At 70.1% G+C, this 19,485-nt stretch carries 14 protein-coding genes and 1 pseudogene; 7 read left to right on the top strand and 8 right to left on the bottom strand.

Annotated features, from left to right (window positions below; all coding sequences use genetic code 11):
* Nucleotides 1-19 precede the first annotated feature (19 nt).
* Both G5T42_RS15145 and G5T42_RS15140 read left to right on the top strand, forming a co-directional pair.
* Complete coding sequence (locus G5T42_RS15145; protein ID WP_165129613.1) at nt 20-1,042, top strand: sugar-transfer associated ATP-grasp domain-containing protein; 1,023 nt, start codon at nt 20-22, stop codon at nt 1,040-1,042.
* A 63-nt stretch (nt 1,043-1,105) separates the two neighbouring features.
* Entirely contained in the window at nt 1,106-1,426 is a 321-nt protein-coding gene (locus G5T42_RS15140; protein ID WP_241245851.1) for a hypothetical protein, read from the top strand.
* A gap of 80 nt (nt 1,427-1,506) precedes the next feature.
* Here the strand turns inward: G5T42_RS15140 and G5T42_RS15135 are convergent, their stop codons facing one another.
* The 3 genes from G5T42_RS15135 to G5T42_RS15125 all read right to left on the bottom strand — a co-directional run bounded on the left by G5T42_RS15135 (nt 1,507) and on the right by G5T42_RS15125 (nt 4,736).
* Nucleotides 1,507-2,217, bottom strand: a complete 711-nt coding sequence (locus G5T42_RS15135; RefSeq protein WP_165129612.1) for a coenzyme F420-0:L-glutamate ligase — start codon at nt 2,215-2,217, stop codon at nt 1,507-1,509.
* Nucleotides 2,214-3,602, bottom strand: coding sequence for an RNA polymerase sigma factor (locus tag G5T42_RS15130; RefSeq protein WP_165129611.1), 1,389 nt, complete (start codon nt 3,600-3,602; stop codon nt 2,214-2,216). Before G5T42_RS15130 ends, G5T42_RS15135 begins: the two co-directional genes overlap by 4 nt.
* Nucleotides 3,603-3,815: 213 nt before the next feature.
* Nucleotides 3,816-4,736: a PAC2 family protein gene (locus tag G5T42_RS15125; RefSeq protein WP_165129610.1), complete on the bottom strand. Its 921-nt coding sequence runs from the start codon at nt 4,734-4,736 to the stop codon at nt 3,816-3,818.
* A gap of 83 nt (nt 4,737-4,819) precedes the next feature.
* Between G5T42_RS15125 and G5T42_RS15120 the strand changes: the two genes are divergently transcribed.
* The 3 genes from G5T42_RS15120 to sucB all read left to right on the top strand — a co-directional run bounded on the left by G5T42_RS15120 (nt 4,820) and on the right by sucB (nt 9,599).
* On the top strand, nt 4,820-6,298 hold the full coding sequence (locus tag G5T42_RS15120) for a leucyl aminopeptidase (RefSeq protein WP_165129609.1): 1,479 nt from the start codon (nt 4,820-4,822) through the stop codon (nt 6,296-6,298).
* Nucleotides 6,295-7,668, top strand: coding sequence for a dihydrolipoyl dehydrogenase (gene lpdA / locus G5T42_RS15115; protein WP_165129608.1), 1,374 nt, complete (start codon nt 6,295-6,297; stop codon nt 7,666-7,668). Before G5T42_RS15120 ends, lpdA begins: the two co-directional genes overlap by 4 nt.
* A 65-nt stretch (nt 7,669-7,733) precedes the next feature.
* The gene (sucB, locus tag G5T42_RS15110) at nt 7,734-9,599 is read left to right on the top strand and encodes a 2-oxoglutarate dehydrogenase, E2 component, dihydrolipoamide succinyltransferase (protein ID WP_165129607.1); all 1,866 of its coding nucleotides are present in this window, start codon (nt 7,734-7,736) and stop codon (nt 9,597-9,599) included.
* A 12-nt stretch (nt 9,600-9,611) separates the two neighbouring features.
* Here sucB and G5T42_RS15105 read toward each other — a convergent pair whose 3' ends face one another.
* Nucleotides 9,612-10,928: a hypothetical protein gene (locus G5T42_RS15105; RefSeq protein WP_165129606.1), complete on the bottom strand. Its 1,317-nt coding sequence runs from the start codon at nt 10,926-10,928 to the stop codon at nt 9,612-9,614.
* A gap of 123 nt (nt 10,929-11,051) precedes the next feature.
* Here G5T42_RS15105 and G5T42_RS15100 point away from each other — a divergent pair, with 123 nt between their 5' ends.
* Nucleotides 11,052-11,762, top strand: a complete 711-nt coding sequence (locus tag G5T42_RS15100; protein WP_165129605.1) for a DUF4191 domain-containing protein — start codon at nt 11,052-11,054, stop codon at nt 11,760-11,762.
* Between the two features lie 85 nt (nt 11,763-11,847).
* On the opposite strand, the gene G5T42_RS15095 is transcribed toward G5T42_RS15100, so the two are convergent.
* Nucleotides 11,848-12,270, bottom strand: coding sequence for an RDD family protein (locus tag G5T42_RS15095; protein ID WP_165129604.1), 423 nt, complete (start codon nt 12,268-12,270; stop codon nt 11,848-11,850).
* A gap of 104 nt (nt 12,271-12,374) precedes the next feature.
* On the opposite strand from G5T42_RS15095, the gene glnA reads away from it, so the two are divergent.
* A complete protein-coding gene (gene glnA / locus G5T42_RS15090) occupies nt 12,375-13,799 on the top strand; it encodes a type I glutamate--ammonia ligase (RefSeq protein ID WP_165129603.1) in 1,425 nt (474 codons plus the stop codon).
* 95 nt (nt 13,800-13,894) lie between these two features.
* On the opposite strand, the gene G5T42_RS17815 is transcribed toward glnA, so the two are convergent.
* From G5T42_RS17815 to G5T42_RS15070, 3 genes and pseudogenes are all read right to left on the bottom strand, one after another.
* Nucleotides 13,895-14,251 (bottom strand): polysaccharide lyase beta-sandwich domain-containing protein, encoded by a 357-nt coding sequence (locus tag G5T42_RS17815; protein ID WP_277601784.1) that lies wholly within the window; start codon nt 14,249-14,251, stop codon nt 13,895-13,897.
* 57 nt (nt 14,252-14,308) lie between these two features.
* Nucleotides 14,309-14,773: pseudogene (locus G5T42_RS17930) on the bottom strand (polysaccharide lyase family 8 super-sandwich domain-containing protein); the annotation flags it as partial.
* Nucleotides 14,774-16,470: 1,697 nt separating this feature from the next.
* Complete coding sequence (locus G5T42_RS15070) at nt 16,471-19,470, bottom strand: bifunctional [glutamine synthetase] adenylyltransferase/[glutamine synthetase]-adenylyl-L-tyrosine phosphorylase (RefSeq protein WP_165129601.1); 3,000 nt, start codon at nt 19,468-19,470, stop codon at nt 16,471-16,473.
* Nucleotides 19,471-19,485 lie beyond the last annotated feature (15 nt).

Raw genomic sequence — 19,485 nt, 5'->3', positions numbered from 1 at the left:
CCCCGACCCTGGAGCACGCATGCCTTCGAAGGGCCTCGGCCTCGCGCCCCGCCTTCGCTACCTCGCCGGACGAGCGCGTCGCATCGACGTCGGATCGGTGCTGGAACGCGCCAGGGAGGCGTCCGAAGAGCACGGCAAGTGGCGCCCCGCGATCGTGGCGGACATGCTGTGGCAGGCGGGTTTCAAGAACGTCGGGTTCCAGGACTACATCGACTACGACTTCGCGATCCTGAACGCGGCCGAACGGGCGACTTACATGACGCACCCCGTGTCGAACCAGCTCTCGCAGAAGTACGACCACCCCGACTTCCGGCACATCTTCCAGGACAAGGTGGCGTTCGACCGGGTCTTCAGTGACCACCTTCACCGCCAGTGGATGGTCGTCGAAGAGGGGAACGCCGACGCCGTCCGCGCCTTCGCCGAGCGGCTCGGCACGATCGTCACCAAGGAGCCCGTCGGACAGGCGGGCACGGGCGTGCACCGATACCACGCGGCCGAGATCGAGGACTGGAACGGCTTCCACCGCGGTCTGCTCGAGCGCGGCGAGCTGCTGATCGAGGAGGTCATCGTCCAGCACGACGACCTCGCGGCCGTCTGCCCCGGGACGGTCAACACGACGCGCGTCACGGCCTTCTTCGACGGCGAGAAGACGCACATCCTCGCGATCGCGCAGAAGTTCGGACGCGGCGCAGTGAGCGACCAGATGACCTACGGCGGCTTCTACACCATGCTCGACGACGAGGGTCGCGCGCTGGGCAAGGGCTACGACTCCCACGGCCACATCCACGAGTTCCACCCTGAGTCGCGCGTGCGCATCCCCGACTTCCGACTTCCACTCATGGACGAGGTCGTCGCCTTCGTCGACCGCGTCGCCCGGGTCGTGCCGCAGGTGCAGTATGTCGGCTGGGACATCGTCGTGACCCCGACCGGTCCGGTTCTGGTCGAGGGCAATTGGGCGGCCGGCGTCTACGAGAACAAGCCGAGCGCGACGGGCATCCGCACGGGGCACAAGCCCCGCTACCGGGCCGCGATCGGGTTCTGAGGCGGTCGAGCCGCTCGTCGGCCCGGGGGTGCGCGCACCGCCGGACCGGAGCATCCTAGGACGATGAGCTCTTCACAGCCGATCGTGCGGATGTGGCGCGGCGTGATCCGCACCGAGGACCGCGACACCTACCTCGACTACATCGCCCGCACGGGCATGGAGGAGTATCGCGCGACACCGGGGAATCTCGACGCCTGGATGCTGTCGCGCGACCTCCCCGACGGGCTGACGGAGATCGTCACGGTGTCGCGCTGGGAGTCGATGGAGGCGATCCGCGCGTTCGCGGGCGACGAGGTCGATCGCGCCGTCTTCTATCCCGAGGACGAGCGCTACCTGGTCGAGCGCGACGTCACCGTCCGGCACTACCTCGACTCCCAGCGCTGACCTCGCGCACGCCGCACGCGAAGACCCCCGTCATCCTCCCTCGACGAGAAGGGATGACGGGGGTCTTCGTACGTCTGGGCCTAAGCGGAGGCCGTCGTCTTCCGCACGATGCCGAGGGGCGTCGACTGATGCCCCTGCCCGAGCGGGTTGTCGCGGAGGATGGTCACGAGCTGCTTGTCGCCGTCCTTCGTGAGCGTCGAGCCGAGGATGTTGCCGCCGATGTCGTTGATGTCGACGACCGCGACCTCGGGCACGCCGCCGAGGAGGGCCTTCAGGCGCTGCGCGACCTCACGGGGCTTCTCGGGGCCGAGCACGACCGCCTTGTTGTACGGCGGGATGGTGCCGCTCGTCGGGCCGTCGATGGCCCGCGCCTTGTCGCCCGCGATGCGGTAGAAGTCGCCCTTGCGGCCGAACAGCTTCGTGACGGCCGAGACGGATGCCGCGAACAGGATGCGCAGCGTGCCGCACTCGCGCAGCGCCATCTCCATCGTCTCGGGCATGCCGAGCCCGATGCCGTAGGGCGTCTTCACGACGAACTTCGACAGGAAGAACGCGAGACGACGCGGCTTGATCGAGTCGACCGGGAAGGAGCGTCCCTGCGTGATGGCGACGATCTTCTCGGTCACGAACAGCGTGTCACCCGGCTGCACGACCTCACTCGCGTACTCGCGCACGAACGAGTCGAGGTCGTCGCCGGGCATGACGACGCGCGTCTTGATCGGAATCCGTGAGAAGCTCGCGCCCTCGAGGTCGACGGTCAGCGCCTTGCCGGCGTTGGCCTCGGCGCTCATTCGAGGTAGTCCCGGAGGGACTGCGAGCGGGAGGGATGCCGCAGCTTGGCCATCGTCTTGGACTCGATCTGGCGGATGCGCTCACGCGTGACGCCGAAGGTGTCGCCGATCTGGTCGAGGGTCTTCGGCTGGCCGTCGCCGAGGCCGAAGCGCATGCGGATCACGCCCGCCTCGCGCTCCGAGAGGGAGTCGAGAAGCGACTCGAGCTGACGCTGCAGCATCGTGAAGCCCACCGCGTCGGCCGGGACGACCGCCTCGGTGTCTTCGATGAGGTCGCCGAACTCGCTGTCGCCGTCCTCGCCGAGCGGGGTGTGCAGCGAGATCGGCTCGCGGCCGTACTTCTGCACCTCGATGACCTTCTCGGGGGTCATGTCGAGCTCGCGGCTGAGCTCTTCCGGCGTGGGTTCGCGACCGAGGTCCTGGAGCATCTGGCGCTGGACGCGCGCGAGCTTGTTGATGACCTCGACCATGTGGACGGGAATGCGGATCGTGCGGGCCTGGTCGGCCATGGCGCGCGTGATGGCCTGACGGATCCACCAGGTCGCGTAGGTCGAGAACTTGAAGCCCTTGGTGTAGTCGAACTTCTCGACGGCGCGGATCAGACCGAGGTTGCCCTCCTGGATGAGATCCAGGAACTGCATGCCGCGGCCCGTGTACCGCTTGGCGAGCGAGACGACGAGGCGGAGGTTCGCACCCAGCAGGTGCGACTTGGCGCGCTGGCCGTCGCGGGCGACCCACTGCAGGTCGAGGCCCAGCTGGGACGACTTCTCGGCCGCCGTCATGTGCGACAGCTTCTCTTCGGCGAACAACCCCGCCTCGATGCGCATCGCCAGCTCGACCTCTTCGGCCGCGTTGAGGAGCGGGACCTTGCCGATCTGCTTCAGGTAGTCCTTGACGGGGTCGGCCGTGGCGCCGGTGATCTGCGTCGAGTAGACGGGGATGTCGTCCTCATCGCTCGACGAGATGACGATGGCGCCGGTCGGGAGGGGCTCGGCGAAGACGGGGGCCTTCGTGCCCTCCTCCTCGTCGTCCTCCTCGTCGGCGGACTCGGCATCCGTCGTCGCAGCCGTCTTCGCGCGCGCCGCGGGCGCGGCGGCCGGCTCGTCCGACTCGTCATCGGAGTCCTCATCGACGGCGACGTCCTCTTCGAGATCGGCGGCATCGAGTTCGACGTCGTCGTCGAGGTCCTCGTCGTCGCCGGACTCGTCGTCCTTCGCCTTGGCCTTGCTCGCCTTGGGCGCGGCCTTGGCCTTCGCGGGGGCCTTCGTCTTCGCGGCGGTGCGCTTGGCGGTGGCGGGCTTCGTCTCGACCTCCTCGACGGGGGTCTCTGCCTCGGTGTCCTGCGCTGCTCGGGATCGAGGTGTGGTCTTCGTGCTCGAGGTCACGTTTCGCCTTTCATCGGCGGGCGCTGCGTCCGGCGCCCCCCGATCGATTTCGGACACTAGTAAGACCCTTGTCAAGTCCCCGAACCTCTGAGTTGGTCTCAAGGAAGGGGTTGACAACGGGTCAGGTCATCTATTGTCTCACACTCCCCGCGGTATGACGGGCGGGAGAACACGCACTTAGAGGGAACGCGCGCGAGACGGCGCGCATTCCCGTCAGGGACGCTTGTCGTCGTCGCCGGACGGGCGTGTCGCGAGGAACCGCTCCAGCTCCGCGGCGAGCTCGTCCGCGCTCGGCAGATCGCCCGTGTGGATGATCGGGGTGGCGAGGGTCGACCCCGCCATGTAGGCGTCGTAGCGCTCCTCGAGGCCCTCGAGCATGCGCGAGAGCTCCTCGCTTCCGGTGACCTGCTCATCGACCTTCGTCAGGTACTCGCGGTTCTGCTCGCGGAGGTCGTCGCCCGTGAAGACGAGTCCCGTCGCCGCGGTGATGCTGTCGAGACCCGCGAGCGTCGCCGCCGGATACTCGGTGTCGCCGAGATAGTGCGGGACGAGCAGCACGAATCCCGCAATGGCGAAGCCCTCCTGCGAGAGCCGGTACTCGAGCAGATGCCCCGCCGTCGCCGGCACCTGAGTGTGCGGCTTCCAGACGGAGTGGGCCTCGGTCAGCTCGTCGCGCGTGCCGCTCACCGTCGTGCCGATGGGCCGCGTGTGCGGGACGGGCATGGGGATGGCGTGCACCCAGGTCACGGTCGACACCGCGAAGGTCTCGGCGAATTCGACGATGGTCGACGCGAAGGCATCCCATGCGAAGTCCGGCTCGTAGCCCGCGAGCGCGAGGAACGGCTGCCCGACCGAGTCGTGGGCCAGCGAAAGCTCGAGACGCGGCGGCCGGTAGTCCGTGAGGTGGTCCTGGTCGAACGAGATGATCGGACGACGCGCCCGGTAGTCGAGCAGGACGTCATTGGAGAAGACGGCGACGGGAGTGGGGTCGAGTTCGTCGCGCAGATAGTCCACGAGGCCGCTCACGGCGCTCCCCGCGTCGGTGAATCCCGTCAGCGCGATGACGAGCGGAAGGCCGGCCGGCACCGGCGGAGCCGAGACGGCACGCTCGAAGAGGGGCGCGGACTGGGGCATGGGTCCATGCTACGAGCCGTGTTCGTCCCCAGGGCCCGCGGCATCCCGCTGACAGCGAACACCGGCTCCCTAGGATGGAACCCATGTCGTTCCCCGACCTCGAGTACTCCACCGCACCGATCCGAGAAGCCGACGCAGACGCCATCCTCCTGGCGCTCCCCCCGCTCGACAGGGATGACTCCCCCGGGCTCGACGACTGGCCCGGGCTGCGCGACGCTCTCGTCGGCACCGGATTCACGGGCGCTCCGGGCTCGTATCAGCGGGCGTTCGCTCCTGACTCCACGGCGCTTCCGCTCGCAGTGGTCGGAACGGGCGCGAATCCGGATGCCGCGGCCCTCCGCGATGCCGTCGGCGCAGGCATCCGCACCCTCACCGGGTTCGGGTCCGTCGCCGTGGCCGCACCCGCCGCCGACCCGCAGCTCTGGCGAGCCGCCGCGGAGGGTGCCGCACTCGGCGGCTACCGCTTCGACGGCTACAAGTCGGATGCGCCGAAGCCCCGCGCTTCGCGCGTTCGGATCCACGGCTCCGACGCGGTCGACGACGACGCCGTCGCGGCCGTGACGGCCGTCGCCGGTGCCGTCGCGCTCGTCAAGGACCTCGTGTCGATCCCGGCCGAGTGGCTCGGACCGGCGGACTTCGCCGACCGCGCCGCAGCCTCTGTCGCCGACCTGCCCGTCACGGTCGAGGTGCTCGACGAGACCGCGCTCGCTGCCGGCGGCTACGGCGGGATCCTCGGTGTCGGGCAGGGTTCCGACCGGCCTCCGCGCCTCGTCCGCCTGGACTATGCGCCCGACGGTGCGACACGTCACGTCGCGCTCGTCGGCAAGGGCATCACCTTCGACACGGGCGGTCTGTCGCTCAAGCCCGCTGCGGCGATGGTCGGCATGAAGTACGACATGTGCGGCGCGGCGACGGCGCTCGCCGTCCTCCGGGCCGCCGCGGCCCTCGCGCTCCCGGTACGCGTCTCGGCGTGGCTGTGCATCGCCGACAACATGCCCTCCGGTCGCGCGACGCGCCCCGGCGATGTGCTGCGGCTCCTGGACGGCTCGACCGTCGAGGTCCTGAACACGGATGCCGAGGGACGCCTGGTTCTCGCTGACGGCCTGGTCGCGGCGAGTCGCGAGCATCCCGACGTCATCGTCGACATCGCGACGCTGACAGGTGCCATCACGATCGCCCTGGGCACCCGTCACGCCGGCGTCATGGGCGACGACGACGCGGTCGCGCGCTATCTGGCCGCGTCGGCCGAGGCGGGCGAGCTCGCGTGGCAGCTGCCCCTCCCCGAGCACATGAAGGACGAGCTGGACTCCCCGATCGCCGATCTCGTCAACGCGAAGGTGGGCGATCCCGCGGGCGGCTCGCTCTTCGCAGGGCTCTTCCTGCGCCACTTCGTCGGGCGGTCGTCGGACGCCGACGACGCGGGACGGATCCCCTGGGTGCACCTCGACATCGCCGGCGTCGGCATGAACAAGGGCGGTCCCTTCGGCTTCACCGACAAGGGCCCCACCGGGGCGACCGTCCGGTCGCTCATCCACTTCATCGGCGAGGAGGCCGGGCGTTGACCGATCACAGCTTCGACATCGTGGTGCTCGGCGGTGGCAGCGGCGGGTACGCCGCCGCCCTCCGTGCAGCCGAACTCGGCAAGTCGGTCGCGCTGATCGAGAAGGACAAGGTGGGCGGCACGTGCCTCCACCGCGGGTGCATCCCGACGAAGGCGCTGCTCCACGCGGCCGAGATCGCCGACAACGTGCGGGAGTCGGCCTCGTTCGGCGTCCGCTCCTCCTTCGAGTCGATCGACATCGACGGCGTCCGCACGTACCGCGAGGGCATCGTCGCCAAGAAGTACAAGGGCCTCGAGGGACTCGTGAAGGCCCGCAAGATCGAGGTCGTGCACGGCGAAGGCCGCCTGGAGCGCGACCGCGCGGTGCGCGTCGGCGACGACCGCTACATCGGCACCGACGTCATCCTGGCGACCGGCTCGTACAGCCGCACCCTGCCGGGGCTCGAGATCGGCGGCCGCATCCTCACGAGCGAGCAGGCCCTCGAGCTGACCGAGGTGCCGCGGTCCGTCGTGGTGCTCGGCGGCGGTGTCATCGGCGTCGAGTTCGCGAGCGTCTGGCGCTCGTTCGGCGTCGACGTGACGATCGTCGAGGCGCTCGATCACCTGGTCCCCGTCGAAGACCTCGCCCTCAGCAAGGGCCTCGAGCGTGCGTTCCGCAAGCGCGGCATCGCGTACTCCCTCGGTGTGCGCTTCGCGAGCGCGACCCAGACGACGGATGCCGTGACCGTGACGCTCGAAGACGGGAAGACGTTCGAGGCGGACTACCTCCTCGTGGCGGTGGGCCGCGGTCCGGCCACGGCCGGGCTCGGCTTCGAAGAGGCCGGCGTCACCATCGACCGGGGCTTCGTCGTCACGGACGACCGGCTGCGCACGTCGGTCGACCACGTGTGGGCCGTCGGCGATATCGTCCCCGGACTTCAGCTCGCGCACCGCGGCTTCCAGCAGGGCATCTTCGTCGCGGAGGAGATCGCCGGGCTCTCGCCCGTCCTCATCCCCGACGTGCACGTCCCGCGGGTGACGTACTCGCATCCCGAGGTCGCCTCGGTGGGCCTCACCGAGGCCAAGGCCGTCGAGGCTCACGGAGCCGACGGCATCGTCGCCTACGAGTACAACCTCGCCGGCAACGGCAAGAGCGAGATCCTCGGCACGTCGGGCATCGCCAAGGTCGTGCGTCAGAAGGAGGGTCCGGTCCTTGGGGTGCACCTCATCGGCGACCGCGTCGGCGAGCTCATCACGGAGGGGCAGCTCATCGTCGGGTGGGAGGCGCACCCCGAAGACATCGCGCCGTTCGTGCACGCGCACCCCACGCAGAGCGAGGCCCTCGGCGAGGCCTTCCTGGCTCTCGCGGGCAAGCCGCTGCACACCCTGTGAACCCCGACGTACGAACCTCATCACTAAGCTAGACACGACATCGGCATCTTGAAGGAGACAGTCCCATGAGCACATCCGTGGTCCTCCCCGCGCTCGGAGAGAGCGTCACCGAGGGAACGGTCACCCGCTGGCTCAAGAAGGTCGGTGACACCATCGAGGCGGACGAGGGTCTGCTCGAGATCTCCACCGACAAGGTCGACACCGAGATCCCTTCGCCGGTGGGCGGCGTGATCGAAGAGATCCTCGTCCAGGAGGACGAGACCGTCGAGGTCGGCGCCGTGCTGGCCAAGATCGGCGACGGCTCGTCGGCTCCCGCCGAGTCTCCCGCGCCCGAGCAGGCTCCCGCGCAGGCCGAGTCCGCGCCCGCTGAGGCGGCGCCGGCGCAGGAGGCCCCGGCACCTGCCGCAGAGGCCGCGCCGGCCGCAGAGGCCGCGCCGGCCGCAGAGCAGGCTCCCGCGGCTCCGGCTGCCGAGGCATCCGCCCCCGCCGCGTCCGGCGGCAAGGAGGTCGTCCTCCCCGAGCTCGGCGAGAGTGTCACCGAGGGCACCGTCACGCGCTGGCTCAAAGAGGTCGGCGACTCCGTCGAGACCGACGAGCCCCTCCTCGAGATCTCGACCGACAAGGTCGACACCGAGATCCCGTCGCCGTTCGCCGGCGTTCTGCAGGAGATCCTCGTGAAGGAGGACGAGACGGTCGCCGTCGGCGCGGCTCTCGCCCGCATCGGCGACAGCGCCGCTCCCGCTCCAGCCCCGGCCGCGCAGGCTCCTGCGCAGGAGGCCGCCCCGGAGCCCGCCGCCCCGGCCACGCCGGCTCAGGAGGCGCCTGCCCAGGCAGCGCCCGCGCCCGCACAGGCAGCCCCCGCGCAGGCAGCGCCCGCGCAGGCAGCCCCTGCCCCGGCCGCCGCTCCGGCTCAGTCCGCTCCGGCACAGGCCGCTCCTGCTCAGGCCGCGCCCGCACAGGCCGCGCCCCCCTCCGGAGCCCCGGCAGCCGCCGCGGCCCAGGGCTCGGACGACTCGGACGTTCCCACGTACGTCACCCCGCTGGTGCGCCGGCTGGCGCAGCAGCAGGGCGTCGACCTCGCGACCGTCACGGGCACGGGAGTCGGCGGACGCATCCGCAAGGAAGACGTGCTGAAGGCCGCCGAGGCGGCATCGGCGCCGGCCGCTCCTGCAGAGGCGCCGGCCGCACCGGCCGCACCGAAGCTCGAGATCTCGCCGCTCCGCGGGACGACCCAGCCGATGTCGCGTCTGCGCAAGGTGCTCGCCGAGCGCGCGGTCGCCTCGATGCAGTCGACGGCTCAGCTCACGACCGTCGTCGAGGTCGACGTGACGAAGCTCTCGTCGTTCCGCGACAAGGTGAAGGGCGACTTCCAGTCCAAGACGGGCGACAAGCTGTCGTTCCTGCCGTTCTTCGCCCTCGCGGCGGCCGAGGCGCTGCAGGCGTACCCCGTGGTCAACTCCACGGTCGACGGCACCGACATCGTCTACCCGCCGACCGAGAACCTGTCGATCGCGGTCGACACGGAGCGCGGCCTGCTCACCCCGGTGCTCCGCGACGCCGCGAGCAAGAACCTCGCGCAGATCGCGCACGAGATCGCCGATCTCGCGGCGCGCACGCGTGAGAACAAGCTCAAGCCCGACGAGCTCGCCGGCGGCACCTTCACGCTGACGAACACGGGTTCGCGCGGCGCGCTGTTCGACACCCCCGTCGTGTTCCTGCCCCAGTCCGCGATCCTCGGCACGGGCATCGTCGTCAAGCGCCCCGGCATCGTGACGGTCGACGGCAAGGACGCGATCTCGGTGCGCTCTTACGTCTACCTCGCGCTGTCGTACGACCACCGCATCATCGACGGTGCCGACGCCGCCCGCTTCCTGGGTGCGGTCAAGTCGCGCCTCGAGGCAGCGGCCTTCGAGGGCGACCTCGGCATCTGATCCGAACCGGCTTCACCGTGGGTGCTCCACGACGTCGTGCACGTCGCGGAGCACCGACGTCTCCTTTGCGCGGACGATGACCACGAGCTGAGAGGCCTGGTCCTCGGCGACGGCGTCGACCCGCAGGACGGCCGCTCCGCCGAACTCGTCGAGCAGCGCGATCCGGCGATCGGCGCTCGGAAGGTCGATCGGGCCGGGCGGAAGCGACACCGCCGCATCCTCCTGCAGCGCGCCGCGGCATCCGTCGTCGTCGCACGCCGCGCGTGCGGTGAGCAGCGCATCGAGCGTCGATGCGAGGTCGGCCGTCCCAGCGCCCGCTGACTCCTCCGGCGGGGAGGTGGATGCCGCGGCATCCGTCGCCTCGGTGCCTTCCTCGCCGCCCGGCCCGACACCGGCCGAAGCGGATGGGGACGGGCCCGGGCCGGGCGTCGCCGGAGCCTCGGCCGTAGCCGGGCCACCCGAAGGCCACAGAAGCCCACCGGCGAGGACCGCGCCGGCCACGACGGCGGCCGCAACGATGGGCTTCCTGCGACTCGGTTCGCGCTCCGTGCGGAACCGGCGCCACACCGCCGTCGTCGCGCGCGAGAAGGCGTCGGCGAGGTCGGCGTCGACGTGGCCGGCGAGCCGAACGAGGAGCGGCGGCTCCGCCGGCTCGGCGGCGGTCGGTGGATCCGTCGCGGCCGTCGCGGCACGCGCCCGCCGCGGTGCGAACACCGTCGTGGCGAGCGGCTCGGGTGACGCCACCGCGAACAGCGTCTCTTCGACCCGCGAGAGGGACCGCGCGAGGCGTGTCGGTTCGCTCGCGACCTCGATGGCGTCTTCCAACTCCCGCGCGAGCCGTGGGGACGCGGCAGCACGGAGCTCGTCGAGGAGGCGATCCGTCGCGGTGTCTACCGGGTCGCCCGTCTCGCAGAAGGCGAAGACCGGACGGCCGTCACCGTCGAGCCACCAGACGCCGTTCCCTCCGCCGCCGGGCAGGGTCAAGGTCTCGGCGAGCCCGCGGAGCGCGCTCACCGCCAGTGTGAGGCACTCTCCATCGGTCAGCGGCGCGTCGCCACGACGCGCGAGGAACTCGTCGACTCGCTCGCCGCACGGCGGAAACGCGGCGAAGTGGCCCTGCACCTGGCGGACGAGGTCGAGCGGAGCCAGGACGTGCCCGTCGCCGGCGGCCCGCCAGCCCGGCCATTCGGCGCCGAGCGACGCCAGATCGACCAGCAGCACCGCTCCGGTCGGATCGTGCGCGAGCAGGCCTGGCCACGGCGCCTCTGCGGGAGCATCCAGGCGGCGGATCACGCGGTAGGCGGCGAGGAGCGGGTCGTCGGCAGGCACGGTTCCACTATGAAGAGGGGATGTCGCTGTCGACTCGTGCGCCGCAAGATCGGTGACGTGCTTCCGCCCTCAGCGCACTGGGGAGGAGCGGATCGGCGGACGCCTGAAAGGTAGGCTGGATACATGTCCGGCCGTTCGACCGCGCCCGAGAAGCGACCCAACTTCTTCCGGCAGCTGCGCACCCTCTACACGTACACCCAGAAGGCCTTCCCCTGGCTCCCCTGGCTCATCGCGGGCATCTTCGTGCTCTCGATCGCGGCCGGCGTCACGGTCGGTCTCTTCATCCCGCCCGTGCAGTGGTGGAGCATCGTCCTGTGGTCGATCACGGGTGTGATGCTCGGCATCCTCGTCTCGCTCATGACCATGACGCGTCTGTCGACGAAGGCGATGTATCGGCAGATCGACGGGATGCCGGGGGCCGCCGGACACGTGCTGTCGACATCGCTCGGTCGCAACTGGACCGCGAGCGAGATGCCGGTGGGCGTCAACCCCAAGACGCAGGAAGCGGTGTATCGCGTCATCGGCCGGGGCGGAGTCGTCATCGTGGGCGAAGGTGCCCGCGGCCGGCTCACGCGCCTCGTGAACGAGGAGCGGTCGAAGGTCACGCGCGTCGCCTCGGGGGTCCCCATCACAGTGCTCTACGTCGGCCACGGTGATGACGAGGTGTCGATCGACAAGCTCGCGTCCACCATCAAGGCGCTCCCCAAGAAGATCGACCGCACGACTCAGGCCGCCGTCATCAAGCGCGTCGACTCCGTCTCGCAGTCGCTCGCATCGCTGCCCATCCCCAAGGGCATCGACCCAACCCGGGCCCGCGCGCCGCGCCCTCGCTGAACCGAGGGCGCTCAGCGGCGGCCCGGTCCGTGCGGCCACCGGGCCGGCCGGCCGGCCTCGCCGTGGACGTCGACCCGGTGCGCCGCTAGGCGCGCAGGAGGACGGTGCCGGCCGCTTTGTCGTGCAGTCCGCGCTGGTCGGCATCCCAGATCACCGCGGGGATGACGATGACGAGCAGGAGCGTTCGGACGATCGGACGCCACAGTCCCGTCCACACGCCGTCGAGCCGCACGAGGCGCAGCCCGAAGATCCGGTGACCGGGGCTTCCCTGCAGCGTCGGGATGAACACGATCTGGATGGTCGCGAAGATCGCCAGGATCGCGAGGGAGTCCCAGCCCCAGAAGCCCGAGATGAGATAGGCGGCGCCGTAGTCGATGAAGAGCGCGCCGACACGGCGGCCGAGACGTGCGATCGAGCCGCTGCCGCGCTCCGGCAGCCCGAGTCGTTCACCGGGATATCGCTGGCTCGTCTCCGTCACCTCCTCAGCGTACCCAGGTGCGCGTAACATGCCGGAAACAATCGCGTCACTGCCGGGCAATGCCCCACGGGTACCGTGCATGAGGACCCGCGCGAACGGGTCGCACTTCCCGATGCGCTACCTCTGGAGCCTCAATGTTCAAAGATTCTTCCGAGGTGCTCAAGTACATCAAGGATGAGGACGTCAAGTTCCTCGACATCCGCTTCACGGATCTCCCTGGTGTGCAGCAGCACTTCAACATCCCGGCAGCAACCGTCGACGAGGAGTTCTTCACCGTCGGACAGCTGTTCGACGGCTCCTCGATCCGTGGCTTCGCGAACATCCACGAGTCGGACATGCAGCTGATCCCGGATGTCTCGACGGGCTACCTCGACCCGTTCCGCGACGCCAAGACGCTCATCATGGTGTTCGACATCTACAACCCGCGCAACGGCGAGATCTACGCGAAGGACCCCCGCCAGGTCGCCAAGAAGGCCGAGAAGTACCTCGCGTCGACCGGCATCGCCGACACCGCGTTCTTCGCGCCCGAGGCGGAGTTCTACATCTTCGACGACGTCCGCTTCGAGGTGAAGCAGAACTCGAGCTTCTACTCGGTCGACTCCGAAGAGGGCGCCTGGAACTCGGGCCGCGAGGAAGAGGGCGGCAACCTCGCCAACAAGACCCCCTACAAGGGCGGCTACTTCCCCGTCTCCCCCGTCGACAAGCAGGCCGACCTGCGCGACGACATCAGCCTCAAGCTCATCGAGGCGGGCCTGCACCTCGAGCGCGCGCACCACGAGGTGGGCACGGGCGGCCAGGCCGAGATCAACTACCGCTTCGACACGATGGTGCACGCGGCAGACGACATCCTGAAGTTCAAGTACATCGTCAAGAACACGGCCGAGCAGTGGGGCAAGACCGCCACGTTCATGCCGAAGCCGCTCTTCGGCGACAACGGCTCGGGCATGCACACGCACCAGTCGCTGTGGAACGGCGGCCAGCCGCTGTTCTACGACGAGAAGGGCTACGGCGGTCTCTCCGACATCGCCCGCTGGTACATCGGCGGCATCCTCGCGCACGCCCCCGCTGTCCTCGCCTTCACGAACCCGACCCTCAACAGCTACCACCGTCTGGTGAAGGGCTTCGAGGCTCCGGTGAACCTGGTCTACTCGGCGGGCAACCGCTCGGCCGCGATCCGCATCCCGATCACCGGCTCGAACCCGAAGGCCAAGCGCATCGAGTTCCGCGCTCCGGATGCCTCGGGCAACCCGTATCTCGCCTTCGCGGCGCAGCTCATGGCCGGCCTCGACGGCATCAAGAACCGCATCGAGCCCCACGAGCCGGTCGACAAGGACCTCTACGAGCTGCCGCCCGAGGAGGCCAAGGGCATCCCGCAGGTGCCGAACTCGCTGCAGGACTCCCTCGACGCTCTCGCCGCCGACCACGCCTTCCTCACCGAGGGCAATGTCTTCACCGAGGAGCTCATCGAGACCTGGATCGACTACAAGGTCGAGAACGAGATCAAGCCGCTCGCGCAGCGTCCCCACCCGTTCGAGTACGAGCTGTACTACGGCGTGTGAGCTGACTGCTTCCAGCGCGAGAGGGCCCCGGGACTTCCCGGGGCCCTCTCGTCGTGCCCTGGGTGGACGGGTCGCCCCGACCGGCACGGCCGGCACTAGTAGCGGAAGGCCGCGTCGAACTCCTTGCCTCGCGCACCGGTCACGTCGACGTCGAGCACGATCGTCGGCGTGAGTCGCACGACGCGCACCCCCGCACTGAGCGAGACAGCGGCCGCGGCCCCGCGCGCCACCTCGACGCGGATCGTGCCGGTCCGTGCCTGCGTCGGATCGGTGACGGCGACGCGGATGCCGGTCGAGGACTCCTCGGTCATGACGACCGACCGGGCGGACGACGTGAGGAACGCCTTGCCGCCGACGCTGACGGTTGCCGCAGCATCCCTCCAGAAGATCGCCCCGACCGCGTTCCGGGTGTTCTCCCGCACCGCTGACACGGCGGTCGTATTGCTCAGCACGGACGTATCGGGCGACGCGGCGTAGGCCTTCGTCTCCGCGAGCGTCGAGCCGGGCAGGATGACATAGGAGTAGGTCGCATCGACAGGCGTCCTCCCGTGGTCCACCCAGAGGGCGAAGTAGGTGTCGGTGCGGCGGGTCGTGGTGCCGTTCTTGGCGTTGACGTCGAACCAGGAGCCCGTGTTGGTCGTCTTCGCCGCTCGGAGCGGCTCGGCACCGGGGAAGGTGTAGCCGACCTGGCCCGTCGTTCCGGTGATCTGCGCCCATGCCGGGTTCGTGAGACTCGTCGCTGACGCCGACGTGATCGGCTTGTCGTCGACGACGAGCGCCTGGGACGCGGCATCCATTCTGCGGTCCTCCACGATCGTCTCGGCATGGAGTGCGGTGCCGTCCCAGCCGGTCCCCGAAAGGCCGGGATCGGTGACGCCGCTGCCGAGCGCCACGACCTCGTCGTCGAAGGTGAACCAGGCCTTGTTCGCGACGAGGTTGCTGAGAGCCGCGTCGAGTACCACGCCGTACGCGCCGAACGCTCCCGAGGGGGGACGACACTCCCCCGGCGAAGGTCTGCGAGCTGCGGTAGTTGCGGCCGTCGTTGACGTCCTTCTTCCGGGTGTCGACGGTGGTGCCGGGAAGGCGGTAGCGGTTGACCGTCGCCCAGTAGTTCCCCGTGTACGGGGTGCTTCCCGCCAGGTAGAGCGAGGTCATTCCGTCGGCCGTGTACCAGGCTTTCTGGTTCTCGCCCGCGTTGGCGGTCTCGAAGTTCGAGATGCGGGAGCTCGAGGCGCTGACGGCGAGCGCCCACTCCGGTGCCCGGTGCACGAAGCGGTCCATCGAGGGGAACGGGAAGGCGCCCTGCAGGCCCGCGCTGGGCGTGAGCGTCGCATCCGCCAGGATCAGCTCCGCGCGGCGGAGTTCCATGAGCGAGCTGGTGGACCGGAACGTCGCCAGGTCGGTGCCCAGCAGCTGCGCCTTGAAGGCCGCTTGCAGCCTCCGCGCGACGCCGGAGGGAGCGGATGCCGAGAGCAGCCCGATGGCGCGGATCGTGGCGGACCCGGCATCCCGGTCCTGGTGGTACTCGCGGGAGATCTCGCGCCCGCGAACGGCGTCCATCATGACGCCCTCGAAGAGGAACGGGGCGAATGTCACCTCGACGGCGTCGTAGAGGTTGGCGGTCACGGGATCCACCACGGCCCACGGCGAGCTGCGGAAGAGGTACATCACCTCGGCGGTCAGTTCGAGGGCCGAGATGCCGTAGCCGCCCACGTACGGGATAGAGGTGTGTTGGATGAATCCCCCGCGCTTGTAGAAGCCGTCGCCGCTCGTGACGTAGGCGAGCACGCCGGGCACGCCGTCGCGCGCCTCGCGCGCCTTGGCATCGTTCTCGGTGAGGACGGCCCGGAGGGCCACGACCTTGATCGACCAGGCGCGATTGGCCCCTGTCGCGTAGGCGCCGGTCGTGTACACGCCGGGGAGGAAGCGGGTCTGGGCGGCGGCATACGCCGAAATGCGCGACGCGCCGAGCTCGTCGTAGAGCAGGACGCTTGTGTCGTTCAACTCCATCGGGATGCCGAGGGCCCAGTACCAGGTGTTGGTGTCGCGCTGGGTCGTCGTGTTGTAGCGGTGCGCGCTCACCCAGTCCAGGCCGGTCAGGATCGCCGAGAGCAGTCCCGCATCGCGCGCGAGCGGCGAGCCCTTCGTCCGGTAGGCGAGCGCCATCTCGCGGAGCCGGATGTATGCCTCGTAGAGATCGGCGACGCGGGTCCCGGTCGAGAGGTCGGCCCACGGCTCGGCGAATGGCGCCGCAGCCATCGAGGTCCAGTTCGCCCGCGCTTCGGCGGTGATGCGCTCGACGCCCTCGCGGTAGGGCGAGGCGGCGGGATCGATGTCGGTCCCGGCGGTCAGCTGCAGCAGCCAGCGAGCCCGGGCGGCGTCGAAGGCGTCGGCGGCCTCGGCGGCATCCGGACGCGTGAGCGGTGCGATGACCAGCGCGGCACCGAGCACGATCGCCACCAGTGCGCGCAGCATCCTCGAGCGGTTCGTCACCAAGCGTCCTCCCCCGTGTCCTGGGGTGAAATCCCGGGCGACCGTGGAGCACATCGCCACTCACCGTGCGTCTCACGGTATCGGCGGGCGGTTTCGCCGGCGTGACGAGCGGGTGAAGGGCGCGCGCCCCTTCAGTCGTCGCGGAACCCGATCCCGGGCCGGCGCACGGTCGCGCGCGTCAGCCGTAGAAGAGCTTCTCGAACTCGCGGCGCGCACGCCGCGTCGCGGCGAGGTAGTCCTCCTCGACCTGCGTCGCGGAGCGCGGCGGATACTCGAGCAGGCGCCCGATGCCGTCGAGCCGCTGCCGGTCGGCGGGGAGGACGTCGCTCGTCTGCCCGGAGAGGAGCGTGTTCGCCGAACGCAGTCGGCTGGCGAGGCGCCAGGCCGCCGCGAGGCGGTCGCTCGCCGACTCGGGGACGAGACCTGCCTCCTGCGCCGCGCGGAGGGCCTTCATCGTCGACGTCGTCCGCAGCGCCGGGACACGGTGGGCGTGCTCGAGCTGCAGAAGCTGCACGAGCCACTCGACGTCGCTGAGCGAGCCGGGCCCGAGCTTGAGGTGGCGCGCGGGGTCGACGCCCTGCGGCAGGCGCTCGTTCTCGACGCGGGCCTTGATCCGCTTGATCTCGCGCAGACCCTGGGGGTCGACGGATGCCGGATACCGCACCGCGTCGGCGAGCTCCATGAACTCGACGATGAGCTTGACGCTGCCCGCGACCCCGCGGGCACGCAGAAGCGCCTGGGCCTCCCACGAGAGGGACCAGCGCTGGTAGTACGCGGCATAGGAGTCCAAGGAGCGCGCGAGCGGGCCGTTGCGACCCTCGGGCCGCAGGTCCGCGTCGAGGTCGAGGGGCACGCGGTGGTCCTCGGAGTGCTTGCGCACCGCCGCCACGAGCTTCAGTGCGAGCTCGTGGGCCCGCTGCGGGTCGACGTCGTTCGGTTTGTACACGTACATGACGTCGGCGTCCGAGCCGAAGCCGAGCTCGCGCCCGCCGAAGCGGCCCATCGCGATGACCGAGAAGTCGAGCGACGCGTCCTCGGGCGGCACGATCTCGCGGCGCACAGCCCGCAGCGTCGCCTGGATCGTCACCTCGGTGATGGTCGTCAGGGACTCGGCGAGCTCCTCGACCGTGATGATCCCCAGGATGGCCGCCATCGCCGTGCGCAGCAGCTCCCGCCGCCGCAGGCCGCGGATCGAGCGCATCGCGTCGTCGGTCGACGAGTGGCGCGCCTGGATCGCGCGCGCCTCCTCCTGCAGCGCGTGCCCGGTGCGCGGGACCAGGAGCTCATCGTCATCGAGCCACGCCGCGGACTCCGGGATCCACTCCATGAGCTCGCCCACGTACCGCGACCCCGACAGCACCCGCGTGAGACTCTCTGCGGCCCCGGAAGAGTCGCGCAGCATGCGCAGGAACCACGGGCTGTCGCCGAGCCGCTCGCTGATGCGGCGGAACGCCAGAAGACCGTAGTCCGGGTCGGCGCCGTCCGCGAACCAGCGGATCATGACGGGCATGAGGTGCCGCTGGATCGTCGCCTTGCGGCTGAGGCCGTTGGTCAGGGCGGCGATGTGGCGGAGGGCGCCGGCGGGATCGGCGAAGCCGATGGCCGCGAGCCGGTCGTGCGCCTGCTCGGGCGACAGCGTGCGCTCCTCGGCGGGCAGCGCCGCCACTGCCGACAGGAGCGGCCGGTAGAAGAGCCGGACATGGATGTCGCGCACTTCGCGCTTGACGGACTCCCAGACCTGCCAGACACCGGGTCCGGAGTCGGCGAGCCTGCTGGCGCGCGCGAGCGCCCGGAGCTCTTCGGGACGCGACGGCATGAGGTGGGTCCGCCGAAGGCCGCGCAGCTGCATCCGGTGCTCGAGAACCCGCAGGATGCGGTAGTCGCGCGAGAACGCGGCGGCCTCGGGGCGTCCGATGTAGCCCTCCGTGACGAGCGCCTCGAGGGCGTCGAGCGTGCCGCGCTGACGGATCCCTTCGTCGCTCAGGCCGTGCACGAGCTGCAGCAGCTGCACCGTGAACTCGACATCGCGGATGCCACCGGGGCCGAGCTTGATCTGGTGGGCGAGCTCAGCGGCGGGGATGTGCTCGGTGACCCGCTCGCGCATCCGCTGCACGCTGTCGACGAAGTCCGTGCGCGCGGCGCTCGTCCAGACCTTCGGCTGCACCGCTCGCACGTACGCATCCCCGAGCTCGGGGTCGCCCGCGATCGGGCGGGCCTTGAGCAGCGCCTGGAACTCCCAGCTCTTCGCCCATCGGTCGTAATACGAGAGGTGGGAGTCGAGCGTCCGCACGAGTGCACCCTGCTTGCCCTCGGGACGCAGGTTGGCGTCGACCTCCCAGAGCGCCGGTTCGATCTCGGCACCCGAGACGCCGCGCATGGCCTGCACCGCGAGGCGCGTGGCGATGTCGACGATGCGGCTCTCGCCGACCTCGGCGATCAGAGCGTCGTCGGCACCCGCGACGAAGATGACATCCACGTCGCTCACATAGTTGAGCTCGCGGGCGCCCGTCTTGCCCATGCCGATGATCGCCAACCGCGTGCCGGCGACCTGCTCTCGGGGGAAGAGCCCGGGTGCGGTTCCGCCGGACACCTTGGTCCGTGCGACGCAGAGGGATGCCTCGAGCGCCGCGCCCGCGGCATCCGCCAGGATCGCCGCGACCGGCGCGACCTGCTCGACCGGGTCGGGGCTCAGCAGGTCGAACGCCGCGATCCGCGCCAGCAGAGTGCGGTAGCGCACGCGGAGGGCGATCCACGCGTTCTCGCCGCCCGCGGCGGCGAACCCTTCGGTCGCCTCGACGGCGTCGAGGAGTCCCCTGCGGAGCTCGTCGGGCGACGGCAGCGCCAGACCCGCGCCCACGAGCATGGGCAGCTCCTCGGGATGGCGCAGGTAGAAGTCGCCGAAGCCGGACGATGCACCGAGGAGCGTCCACAGAGCGCGCCACCCCTGGCGGTCGCGGCTCAGCTCCTGCACCCGCTCCGCGTCGCGGCGCGCCACGCGGGCGAGTGCTCCGAGCGCGGCATCCGGGTCGGCTGCCAGCGGCACGTTCTCGGTGAGGATGTCGCGGCCGACGCCGAGTGCTTCCTGAAGCTCGCTCAGCAGGGCATCGGCCTCACCGAGCTCGCCGAAGCCGAGCCTCGCCAGTCCGGTGAGGGTCGAGGACCGTTCGGTCGAAGACATGGTCGCCCCGAGGGG

The organism is Microbacterium sp. 4R-513 (assembly GCF_011046485.1).
Taxonomy (GTDB): domain Bacteria; phylum Actinomycetota; class Actinomycetes; order Actinomycetales; family Microbacteriaceae; genus Microbacterium.
The sequence above is the reverse complement of the archived record's forward strand: the minus strand, read 5'-3'. Positions and strand labels throughout refer to the sequence as shown.

Coding starts and splice junctions, on each gene's coding strand:
- G5T42_RS15145 (WP_165129613.1), top strand. CDS start 20: ATGCCTTCGAAGGGCCTCGGCCTCGCGCCCCGCCTTCGCTACCTCGCC.
- G5T42_RS15140 (WP_241245851.1), top strand. CDS start 1,106: ATGAGCTCTTCACAGCCGATCGTGCGGATGTGGCGCGGCGTGATCCGC.
- G5T42_RS15135 (WP_165129612.1), bottom strand. CDS start 2,217: ATGAGCGCCGAGGCCAACGCCGGCAAGGCGCTGACCGTCGACCTCGAG.
- G5T42_RS15125 (WP_165129610.1), bottom strand. CDS start 4,736: ATGCCCCAGTCCGCGCCCCTCTTCGAGCGTGCCGTCTCGGCTCCGCCG.
- G5T42_RS15120 (WP_165129609.1), top strand. CDS start 4,820: ATGTCGTTCCCCGACCTCGAGTACTCCACCGCACCGATCCGAGAAGCC.
- sucB (WP_165129607.1), top strand. CDS start 7,734: ATGAGCACATCCGTGGTCCTCCCCGCGCTCGGAGAGAGCGTCACCGAG.
- G5T42_RS15100 (WP_165129605.1), top strand. CDS start 11,052: ATGTCCGGCCGTTCGACCGCGCCCGAGAAGCGACCCAACTTCTTCCGG.
- G5T42_RS15095 (WP_165129604.1), bottom strand. CDS start 12,270: ATGTTACGCGCACCTGGGTACGCTGAGGAGGTGACGGAGACGAGCCAG.
- glnA (WP_165129603.1), top strand. CDS start 12,375: ATGTTCAAAGATTCTTCCGAGGTGCTCAAGTACATCAAGGATGAGGAC.
- G5T42_RS15070 (WP_165129601.1), bottom strand. CDS start 19,470: ATGTCTTCGACCGAACGGTCCTCGACCCTCACCGGACTGGCGAGGCTC.